Annotated in this window: 9 protein-coding genes and 1 tRNA gene; 4 read left to right on the plus strand and 6 right to left on the minus strand. The window is 53.5% G+C overall.

Annotated features, from left to right (window positions below; translation table 11 throughout):
- Positions 1-2: 2 nt before the first annotated feature.
- The 4 genes from kdpA to M504_RS20735 form a co-directional block, all read right to left on the minus strand.
- Complete coding sequence (kdpA, locus tag M504_RS20725) at positions 3-1,766, minus strand: potassium-transporting ATPase subunit KdpA (protein ID WP_047498238.1); 1,764 nt, start codon at positions 1,764-1,766, stop codon at positions 3-5.
- 2 nt (positions 1,767-1,768) lie between these two features.
- Complete coding sequence (kdpF, locus tag M504_RS22825) at positions 1,769-1,855, minus strand: K(+)-transporting ATPase subunit F (protein ID WP_084214599.1); 87 nt, start codon at positions 1,853-1,855, stop codon at positions 1,769-1,771.
- A gap of 486 nt (positions 1,856-2,341) precedes the next feature.
- Positions 2,342-3,037 (minus strand): response regulator transcription factor, encoded by a 696-nt coding sequence (locus M504_RS20730; protein ID WP_047498241.1) that lies wholly within the window; start codon positions 3,035-3,037, stop codon positions 2,342-2,344.
- Positions 3,034-4,176, minus strand: a complete 1,143-nt coding sequence (locus M504_RS20735; RefSeq protein WP_047498321.1) for a universal stress protein — start codon at positions 4,174-4,176, stop codon at positions 3,034-3,036. Before M504_RS20735 ends, M504_RS20730 begins: the two co-directional genes overlap by 4 nt.
- A 17-nt stretch (positions 4,177-4,193) precedes the next feature.
- Here M504_RS20735 and M504_RS20740 point away from each other — a divergent pair, with 17 nt between their 5' ends.
- Positions 4,194-5,636, plus strand: a complete 1,443-nt coding sequence (locus M504_RS20740) for an ATP-binding protein (protein WP_047498244.1) — start codon at positions 4,194-4,196, stop codon at positions 5,634-5,636.
- A gap of 155 nt (positions 5,637-5,791) precedes the next feature.
- Positions 5,792-5,866: transfer RNA gene (locus M504_RS20745), tRNA-Val, on the plus strand.
- 84 nt (positions 5,867-5,950) lie between these two features.
- On the opposite strand, the gene M504_RS20750 is transcribed toward M504_RS20745, so the two are convergent.
- Entirely contained in the window at positions 5,951-6,958 is a 1,008-nt protein-coding gene (locus M504_RS20750; protein ID WP_052201155.1) for a tyrosine-type recombinase/integrase, read from the minus strand.
- Positions 6,959-7,681: 723 nt separating this feature from the next.
- Here M504_RS20750 and M504_RS20755 point away from each other — a divergent pair.
- Entirely contained in the window at positions 7,682-8,731 is a 1,050-nt protein-coding gene (locus M504_RS20755; protein ID WP_232296399.1) for a LysR family transcriptional regulator, read from the plus strand.
- An 18-nt stretch (positions 8,732-8,749) separates the two neighbouring features.
- Here the strand turns inward: M504_RS20755 and M504_RS20760 are convergent, their stop codons facing one another.
- The gene (locus M504_RS20760; protein ID WP_047498245.1) at positions 8,750-8,929 is read right to left on the minus strand and encodes a hypothetical protein; all 180 of its coding nucleotides are present in this window, start codon (positions 8,927-8,929) and stop codon (positions 8,750-8,752) included.
- 348 nt (positions 8,930-9,277) lie between these two features.
- Between M504_RS20760 and M504_RS20765 the strand changes: the two genes are divergently transcribed.
- Entirely contained in the window at positions 9,278-11,155 is a 1,878-nt protein-coding gene (locus M504_RS20765) for a hypothetical protein (protein ID WP_156994098.1), read from the plus strand.
- The last annotated feature ends 4 nt before the right edge of the window (positions 11,156-11,159 follow it).

Here is an 11,159-nt window from a genome sequence, read left to right on the forward strand (position 1 = left end):
AGCTAGAAGAGTTGGCCGGCGCGCATCAACAGATGTTCCAGGATGGGGCCAAGCGAGAGGACAGGGAAGAAGGTGAGAGCGCCCACGATCAGGATCACGCCGATAAGAAGAATGGTGAACAACGGTGTGGTTACCGGGAACGTTCCTGAAGATGCAGGGACGATCTTCTTATTCGCGAGGTTTCCAGCAATAGCCAACATGGGAATGATCATCATGAAGCGACCGAAGAACATCGCGATACCTAGCGTGTAGTTGTACCAGTGGGTATTGGCGCTCAGACCCGCAAAAGCTGATCCGTTGTTGCCCGTTGCGGATGCGTAGGCATAAAGGATCTCGCTAAGACCGTGCGGACCATGATTTGCCAGACTGCTCAAACCCATGTTCGGCATTAGGACTGAGACAGCGGCAAATCCGAGGATGATCAATGGGAAGATCAGCAGATACAGCATGGCCATCTGCACATCGAACGCTTCGATCTTCTTTCCGAGGTACTCGGGCGTTCTACCAACCATTAGTCCCGCGATGAAGACAGCAAGAACGACGAACACTAACATGCCATAGAGGCCCGCACCTACACCACCGAAGACAACTTCACCCAGCAGGATGTTTGTCATTGGAACCAAACCACCGAGTGGAGTAAAACTGTCATGCATGCCGTTCACAGCACCGCAACTTGCATCCGTCGTTACAGCTGCGAAGAGAGCCGTGTTTGTGATGCCGAAACGTACTTCCTTGCCCTCCATGTTGCCGCCAGGTTGCAGTTGAGAAACCTTGGCGTCGACGTTGTGAATGAGCGGGTTGCCGTGTGACTCTGCCCAATACGTGGTGAAGGTTCCAGCAAACCACAGTACTGTCATGGCACCGAGTATTGCCCAGCCATGCTTGGGTGCTTTCACCATTTGGCCCAGCGTGATGCACAGCCCGGCCGGCAATAAAAAGATCGCCAGCATCTCCAAGAAGTTTGAGATGGCCGTTGGATTTTCAAACGGATGGGCGCTATTCGCGTTGAAGAAACCACCACCGTTGGTGCCGAGCATCTTGATCGCTTCCTGTGAAGCAACCGGTCCCTGCGCAATGCTCTGCGTCGTAACCGTAGACGTTTTGCCATCGCTGCCGGTCACCGTTTGTGTTTCAACAAGCTTCACAGTGTCATACGGCTTCAGATTTTGGACAACGCCCTGAGAGATAAGAAGCAATGAAAGAACAACGGAGATAGGAAGCAGGATCCACAATGTACCGCGCGTAAGGTCAAACCAGAAGTTGCCAATGGTCTTGCTTTCCTTGCGAGCGATACCGCGGACAAATGCCATGGCAAGCGCGAGACCAGCCGCTGCTGACCAGAAGTTATGCGTGGCCAGCGCGAGCATCTGCGTGAGGTAGCTCATGGTCGTTTCTGGCGTGTAGGACTGCCAGTTGGTATTGGTTGTGAACGAGATCGCGGTGTTCCAGGCGAGCGAGGATTCCACACCGTGTAGATGTTGCGGATTCCACGGCAGAATGCCTTGGGCTCTTTGGATGACGTAGGTAAGCAGCAGGGTTGCGGCGCTGAAGACGAGCATGGCCAGGCCATACTTTGTCCAGTGCATCTCTTCTTCAGGATTGATCCCTGAAACCCGGTACAGAATGCGCTCGCATGGCGCGAGGATGGGATCGAGAAAAGTCTTACGACGTTCAAAGACCGCCGTTATATAGCTGCCAACTGGTTTTGCCAGAAGCAATACGGCGGCGATGAAGAGTGCGATTTGTAACCAGCCGTTCAGAGTCATGACTAGAACTTCTCCGGGCGAAGTAGCGCGTAGACCAGGTAGACCATCAGCAGGGCTGACAGGGTAAGCAGAACCACATTGAGAATCATGAGCGTGTTCCTTTGAGACGGTTACAGCCGTGGACATAGGCCACAGCGAGACTGAAGACAAATGTGAGTGAAACGATTGCAATAAGATCCAGCATCAATCTCTCCTTACCAAGTTCCTTACTTCGCGCACTGCCCATATATCCGCTGATTCCCGGCGGTCACTGTCGATATGAGCAGCGAGCTGGGGTACCACCGGGAAATAGCAATGCACCGGGCGCGGCGATTCCGCGGCGGCGACTCCCCCGAAAACAATCGCGTAATTGAAGAGGGACTTGTTTGGACGAGGGGGTATACGTGTCTGGCTTGACTGCCTATGCTGTGCGCGAACGATCCTCGGCCGTACTCAAAAGGCGATGACGTGAGCAGCGTCGGACAATTCAGTTCTTTCGTGCCGAACTTCATAGCTTCCTCTTTGCCTATTGAAGGCGACAGAAGCGTAGAAAGTCCGTAGGGAAGCCGTAAAGAAGTTGTAAAACCGCGTGATGACTAGTCGGACGTAGTGGAACCTTCGGCTATCAAGCGATAGCCAATCCAAGGTTCACTTTGGATATAGCGCACTCCCGTTCCGCGGTCCAACTTCTTTCTGAGCTGGCCAATCAAGACGCGAATGTATTCCGGTTGCGACTCTCCGGCAGGACCCCAGATATGGCGAAGAAGAACTTTATGGGTCATCACGCGGCCCGCATTTCGAAGAAGGACGACCAGCAGTTCAAACTCTTTGGGTGTGAGATGAAGCTCAGTCCCCTTAAGTGTGACTCGATGCGCTGCAAGATCTACTTCAAAATCGCCCTCGTGCAAAGCATTTTCTGTAGGCGAGGGAGGAGCGTTACGCCTGAGCAATGCTCGAACGCGAGCAAGCAGTTCGTTCATGCTGAAGGGTTTGGTTAGATAGTCATCCGCGCCCTCATCCAGCGCTTTTACCTTCATGGCGTCGCTGTCGCGGACACTCAGAACCAGGATGGGAGTCTCAGCCACGCGCCGAATAGCCTGCGTCAGTTCCAGTCCACCCATCTCTGGCATGGAAAGATCAGTAATGATCAGATCCGGCGTGTGCGCCTCAAATTTCTCAAAGGCCTCCAAACCATTGCTTGCCGTTTCAACGAGGTATCCGCTGCTTTGGAGCGAGGTCCGAAGGATCAGAATGATTTGCCGTTCGTCATCCACTACGAGGATTCGTTTCATTGTGTCTCTCGCGTGACGATGTGGAGATCAACGTTAGGTGCTTCTGCCATAAATTTCTGCAATGCGTAGTAGTAGAGATAAGACCGCAGTCCATGTGTTGCCGAACGGCCAACGATGACTTGCGTGACCCGCTGGTCCCGAATGTAAGCCCCGGTAACTTTCGCTGTATCACCGGCTGGAAGACTGACGATTTGTGCTCCGAGATGGCGTGCGAAAGATAGGCTGCTTTCGAGCATGCGTTGCCGTTCTTCTTCCGCATCTCCGTCATCGATGACATGAAGCACATAAAACTCTGCGTCAAGGGCATCGGCCAATCGCGCTCCGCGAGCAATGAGATCGCGCGCTTGCGGCCCTGCACTGATGCAGACAGCAACCTTTTCCGCCACTAACCAATGCGATCCAAGCTTCTTTCGTTTGACGTACTCGTCCAGCGTTCGATCCACTGCACGCGTAACGCGTTGCAATGCCATTTCTCGAAGGGCGATCAGATTTCCGCGGCGAAAGAAATTCGCAAGAGATCGCTCCACGCGGTCCTGAGGGTAGATGTCGCCTCGCCGCATACGTGTAACAAGCGCTTCTGGCGTCACGTCGCTGATGACAATTTCATCGGCGCGATCCAATACCCAATCCGGTACTTGTTCGCGAACAATAACGCCGGTTAGGGCCTGCACACGAGGCGTCAAACTTTCTACATGCTGGATATTTACCGTCGATAGGACATCGATCTTGTTTTCCAGCAGGAAGAGAACATCTTCGTATCGTTTAGCGAACCGGCTGCCCTCAATGTTCGTGTGCGCCAATTCGTCGACGAGAACCACTTGGGGAAGCCTCGCGAGAATGGCGTCGGCGTCCATCTCTCCAAACAAGGTGCCCTTGTATTCCATCAGGCGGCGGGGGATTTGTTCGAGCTTGTCTGCTAGTTCCGCGATGCCAGCGCGGCCATGAGTTTCCACAACGCCAATCACAACATCTTCGCCGCGACTGCGCCTTCGGATACCTTCGCTCAACATGCTGAACGTTTTGCCAACACCGGGTGCGTAGCCGAGGAAGACCTTGAAGCGGCCACGGTCTTTTTCTGTCTCGCTGGAATGGAGCCAGTCTTCAGGAGATTTTCTTCCGGGTTCGTCCGCTTCAGGCACGCTGTACAATTCCCCGCATGAACTCACGACGCTTGGTGACGATAACATATTGGCTATCGACGTTTGGCGCTCTGGCGGCCATTCTACTCATATACGGCCTGTGGCTGCATGTGAACCCGACCACCGTGGCGCTCACGTTAGTGCTCTATGTGTTGATTGTGGCGGCCCAGTTGAGGCTGCGGTATGCAGTCGTCGCGTCCGTGGTTGCAACTGCCTGCTATAACTTTTTCTTTCTTCCACCAGTGGGTACGTTCACCATCGCAGATCCGCAGAACTGGCTCACTCTGCTTACATTTCTTTCAACCAGTGTGATCGGTAGTCGCCTTTCGCAGGCAGCACGAGACGAAGCGGACCAGGCAAAGGCAAGTCAACGTGAAGTGGAAGTGTTGTTCTCACTCAGCCGTGAATTCCTAAGGACGGACAAGCTGGCTGACATCACGGAAGCTCTTCCGTCGCTTATCAACATCGCTGCACACGCGCAGGGCTCAACGCTGTACTTGCTGGATGGAGATCGCGTATTTCAGGCGGGAGAGCAGCAGATTTCGGGGATCGAGATCCTGCATTTTCGACAACTTGCATTAAGCTTGTCCGGACCGGAAGTGCTATCCGATGGAACGGTTCACGTTCCCATTCGCGCCGGTGTACGTCCGCGGGGCTTGCTCGAAATGGTCGGGTTGAAGCTTTCACAAGAAACTTTGCTAGCGATCGGAGGTCTCGCCGCGATCGCACTGGATCGTGTCCAGGCACTGGAAGAGATTGCCCGCAGCGAAGCTAATAAAGAAAGTGAACGACTTCGCAATTTGATTCTTGATTCAATCACGCACGAATTAAGAACACCGCTCACTTCGATCAAAGGCGCCGCAGGAACTTTGTTGATGGGCTCTGTAAACGAAGAGGATCGAGGTGCCCTGCTCAAAATCATTGATGAAGAAGCGGACAGAATCAACCAGCTGGTTGGCCAGGCTGTGGAAATGGCCCAGCTTGAGGCCAAAGAAGTGCACATGGATTTTCAGCCGGTCGCTTTCGAAGACATTGTGACGGAGGCAAAAGAAAATAGTGCGTGGGTCTGGGCAAGCCATCCCGTTGAGATATCTATCCCAAAACTGCCGAAGGTCGATGTAGATCCGAACATGATCGCGAAGGTCCTATGCAATCTATTAGAGAACGCGGCGAAGTATTCAGAGCCGCAATCTCCGATACGTATTACCGCGGAACAGCGAGGGGAAATGATCGTGGCAACGGTCGCGGATCGCGGTATTGGGATCGATCCTTTGGAACAGGATCTCGTCTTCGACCGCCTGTATCGCTCACGCGAGCATAGCCAGAAAAAACCCGGTACTGGGATGGGACTTCCCATCAGTCGTGCCATCATTGAATCGCACCAGGGGACGCTTACCGTAACGAGCCAAAGAGACTATGGATCGGTATTCAGCTTCACGCTACCGATTTATAAAAAGTGATCTCGCGGTAGTTGCTCACTCGTCTGCGTCGAGCGATGCATGCGGGAACGAGACTGTGATATAAATTGAGTATCCGAGTCCGGACGATATCCGGAACTGTTTTCCCTATCCCGCTGTAGCTAAAAGGGTTATTAGGTGAGAGGGAAGCGAAAACCGGGCGCATAACTCAGCGGTAGAGTGCCACCTTCACACGGTGGAAGTCGTAGGTTCGAATCCTGCTGTGCCCACCATAAAATCAATTACTTACAGACACAGCTTTTCAAAAGTTTGTGGCATTTTGTGGCAAATATGAGATCGGCATTTTTTCTGCGTCTCTATGTGGCTGCTCTCTCCCCTCCTTTCTGCAGCATTAAGTAGACCGATCCGACCATCTGTTGCACGCTCTCAGGCAAGGCCTGCATGTATTCGTTTGCCGTGGTATCCGGGCGCGCGTGACGAAGATGCGCCTGAATGTCTTTGACCGATCCCATCTTCTGAGCCTGTGTCGCCATGGTGCGACGCAAGATCTGAAAACTGAGTTTCTCGATCCCTAGCTGTTTGGCTAGCGGCTTCAGCACTCGGTTGCGGTAGTTCGAGACAAGCAGGAATCCACCATCTGCGTTGGGGAAGATGAAGTCGTTGGGCGATACGTTCCCGCACTCTATCTTCCAGGCACGAAGTTCCGTGGCGAGACCGTCGGGAAGGTAAACCTTCGTCATGCTTCCAGTCGTCTTGCCGTAAGGGCGAAGGACGCCACGGTATACAGTCTCCGTGATGTCGAGCGTGTTCTCATCATCGAAGGAACGCCAGCGTAGAGCGAACAACTCACTCGGTCGCAACGCCTCCGTCATGTCGATTGCGAGAAGGAGACGATCGCGTCGCGATGCTGCCGCGAGGATCGCCCAGAGAGTCTCCCAATTGAGTACCCGCTTATCCTTCGGTCTGAGATTCTTGGGAATCTTCAGCTTCCGTGTCGGGTCTTTAACCAGGTACTCCTGTTCGATGGCCTCGTCAAAGATAGACTTCAGATAAGAGCGATCCTGCTTCACGCGATCCTGGCAATACTTGCCAGCGAGGACTGTGAGGTGCGTTTGCAAGACAAACCGATCAAGCGACTCCATCGAGTACTCATCGAACTTGTCTATAAGATCTATTTCAATCTGGTCGATCTTTGTCTCCGCCGTATGTGGACGCCAGTCGCCTTTTCGAATCGGAAAGTAGCGGTTGCGGACAAACCAACCAAAGGTGACGGTGCCATCCTTCAGCACTCTCCCCTCAGGGACCTGCCCATTGCGTTTGACGATCTCGGCTCGCAGCGCTTCACGTGCTTTGAGCTTCGTCATCTGCGTCTTGAGTCCGAGTCGGATCGGAACTTTCTTGATCCGCTCTTGCTCTGACTCTGGATCGAGTACGGTCTCGCGATAGTACCCGTACCAATACTTGCCGCGAAGCGATACCCAACCAGTTTGTTGCGATTTGCCAATGAATCCTCAATTTCCGCGGGGAAAGTGGGCAATGCCATTCTACCTTCTAGCGTCGCCCGATGAACGAACCCGTTCGCTTTTCAAGGCCATTAACGGCGGCGGCGGCGTTGCGCAGAAAGCTTCTCTCGTTCGGCGATAAAGTCTTCGATCCCACTCGTGCGATAACGAAGAGTTCCATCACTCACGTGAATCACCGGAAGCAGTGGCGTCCTCCGAGATGAATGATCCCAAACCCAATCTGTGCTGACGTTTAGCCTATGTGCGACATCCTCTGCTGTGAGCAAAGGGTCCGGATGTGAAGTACTCAGTGCAGACTGCTGCAATGGCATAGCTCTCTCCTGAACGATGGCCTGGCATCAGAGGATGCGTCTCCCGATAGGTTGTTCATTGGACACGTCGACGTCCAATACTTCTTAGTTATCGGGTGATAGCCCTGAACTATCTCATGCGTTCTCGGGGCGTAGATGCTGGTGAACTTCTGGATAGCGCATTTGCGTAAATTTGGCCGCGTTTCACATTTTGCATTGATCGCAGTGCATCCTCCTGCCAGAATTCGCGTATATGCGGGTCGGCGATAGCGGCATGCCCGAACTCTCAATCGATGTCTCAACCCTTGAGGTTCTTCAGGCAACTGCTATGAACGATTGGGCCGAGTTTCGCCATTTTCGATATCTGCTTGTCATTCTCGAGAAGCAAGGTTTTCGAGTCGCAGCGGAAGAGCTGAACTCATCACAACCAAATCTCACCGTCCAGGCACGGCAGTTCCAAGAGAACGCTGCCGTTCGCCTATTTCGCAAATCAAGAAACGGAAGAATTCGGCCTACCGAAACGGGGCTTGCCTTTATCGCACTGGCTCGCCTCTTACTGACTACCCGAGACGAAGTCGTGGAAGCACTTCGCGCAATCGAACGCGGTGAAGTACGTGCGCTTCGAATCGGCTGCAATCACTGGGCGGATCTGAACGTTTTCCGTGATCTATGCGCCATACATCGAGAGATCATTCCATCCTGCACAATTCTTCCGACGTACGAAGACATCGCTCTCCTCGCTGAAGCGGTATTGACGGGAGAACTCGATGCCGCGGTCGTCTCGTTGCCTCTCGAACATTCCGATCTCCACATCGAAGAAATCCGGAAAGAACGTTTAGTGGTTTGTCTGCGTAAGGACGATCCATTAGCTCTCAAGATCGCGATACCCCCTTCAGACTTACAAGGAAAGCTTTCGGTTCTCTTCAGTCCACACAGACATCCTGGAGCTCATGAACGCCTCCTCGAACTTCTAAGTGAAGCCGGGCTTAGCGTTTCGGAGTATTCCGTCGCTTCAAATCTCTTGGAGATTCAAATGCTCGTAAAGGACGGTCACGGTGTTGCACTGGTACGGGAGGGAAGTGTCCTTGATGCGGAGCTAACAACCCGTCCCGTTGCGGGCGTGACCTGGACTGTAGACACTGCGATCATCTATCGAGCGAGCCAACATCCCAAGACGATTCCTGTCGCTCTCAGGACATTACAACAACGATATAAGCAGCAAGAGAAGATGATTGTTGTTCCGAAGCGCCCACCACAGCCATCGAGCACCGCATTGCGTGACGACATTCCTCGTTCGAGAGACCTTGGAAGAAGAGCAAGCTAAGCAAGAGAAATCGTTTGCTTATTTGGCGATGTACGCATTCAGTCCGACGGTGATCGGCTTTCCATTCACCGTTGCGTCGGACGTCACATTGCCGCCGCTCGTCGCCACCAACATTGTCTTTCCACTCTTCGATTTGGTCGGCGTCTCCAGCATGGGAATCCGGATGACGAGTTCGTTTCCTTCTATCGTGACTTGCATCGATGTCCTCTCGTTCAACACAACCAGAATAGCGGTCCTTCTGCCTTGTTGGAATCATGGCTCATTCGCTCTGAATTTCCCAACACGATGAGAGGAACAAAGCGAACAGCAATGGCTGTCGAATCACGTGATAATTGGCAACGATCAGCTGATACGGAAAACGTATTGGACGGATTGCGCAAGGTTTTCCATCATCACGGCATATCCCAGCTCACTTAGCTGGCGGAGGTGCCAATGTTATCGAATTCCTCTACCGCAGTTGCGCAGCGATCAGAATGCTGCTCCAAGCGATTTGCTCATCATCCCGCGATCCACCGGCCTCAGTCAGCCACGAGCATGACGCGGGCCGTGCTTTTCATTCTTCTCGTCACCGGTGCGGCTCATGCTCAGGGAACGATGGACTTCTCCGGGGCTCAGACGCTGATGGGAACCTTCAAGACGTTCGCGATGTATGCGGGTGCCGTCATCTGCTTAGGTGGTCTGATCTTTGCCGGCATCCGGATGATGTCGGGGAGATTTCAGGCTTCGAAATCTGGCTTTAAAACTTTGATCAAGCCTGATGTTGTCCTCAACGTGCAAGGGGCAATTGCACTCAACTTCTCACTACCCATCGGTGCGAGATCAGAGAGCATCACGGTTGAAGCCGGGGCGTCCCTTCTCAATACGACAGACGCCTCCGTGAGTACTGTGGTCGATCGAAGATTCGTAGCTAACATTCCTCTCAATGGCCGCAGCTTCCAAGACCTCATCTCGATGACTCCGGGCGTTGTATCGCAGAGCCCTCAGGCTAATCAGGCAGTAGGTGCCAATGGAGACTTCAGCGTCAACGGCCAACGCGGCGAGAGCAACTACTACACTGTAGATGGCGTTAGCGGGAACGTATCGGCGGGTGCTCCGAATGGTGGTCCACAGGCTGCGACGAGTGGCTCGGTAGGAGCGACGTCTGCTCTCGGAACGACGCAGAGCCTCATCTCAGTGGATGCGTTGCAGGAGTTCCGCGTTTCAAGCTCCTCGTACTCAGCAGAGTTTGGGCGTTCACCGGGTGGTCAGTTTTCGCTGCTCACACGTTCTGGCACCAAAATGTTTCACGGCACGGCGTTTGACTACCTCCGCAACAACTTCTTCGACGCCAATAACTGGTTCAATGATCACTACGGAACAGGAGCAACAGCTCTTCGACAGAATGACTTCGGCGGAACACTGGGTGGCCCCATACCTTTGCCGCACTCTCTCACGCAAGCACATCCACTGTACTTCTTCGGTTCTTATGAAGGTCTTCGCCTCACACTTCCGCAGGCCGCTTCGATTCAGTATGTCCCCAGCACAGCGATGAGACAGGCGACATTGTCTGCACTCCAACCGGTTATGAATGCGTTTCCGCTTCCGACTCCTGGCGGCATCACGTATGCCAGCGGGCTCTCGCAATTCATCGAAGGCTACTCACTTCCGAGCAAGATCGATTCGACCAGCATTCGTCTCGACAACGCCATCTCACCGAAGCTCAGTGTGTTCTTCCGTTACAGCGATACACCAAGCTCGCTCCAGTCACGATCCTTGTCCGCACTTACCACGACAGCCTTCGGCACACAGACCTTCACCGCGGGAGCGACCAGCCAGTTCACGAATAACGCCAACAATGAATTCCGGTTTGGCTATGCGAGCAGTAATTCCGCCAATGGAGCAACGATCGATTCGTTTGGCGGTGCCGTTCCTGTCGATCTCAATGCTGCTCTTGGCAACGAAACAGCCGGTACTCCGGCGAGTGTCATGGAGATGGTCTTTCCTGGCACAGGGAACTCCATCCTCCAGGTCGCGTCGACGGTCAATGAGAGTCATCAGTGGAACCTTGTCGATACGTTCAGCTTGAGCCTGGGACAGCACCAACTGAAGTTTGGTGTTGACTATCGCCACATCCAATCACCGATTAGTCCTTCGTCACCCAGTGTCTCCGCGATCTTCCTCTCGTCATCGGCTGTCACCAAAGGCGTCGCGGACTACGGCATTCTTACCCGGAAGCTAGGAGCCACACCGGTGCTGAATGAGACAGCGGTCTTCGTCCAAGATGAATGGCGGGTGTCGTCGACTTTGAATCTTTCTGGTGGCCTTCGCTGGGAAGTCAATCCCGCTCCTACCGAAGCGCACGCCACGCGATGTCCGCAAATAGTGCGCGATGGCATCGCGCAGTGGTGGATAGCCACTTCCATCTGCCGGTGTATCAAGCCATGACCTG

This window comes from Terriglobus sp. TAA 43 (assembly GCF_000800015.1).
Classification (GTDB): Bacteria; Acidobacteriota; Terriglobia; order Terriglobales; family Acidobacteriaceae; genus Terriglobus.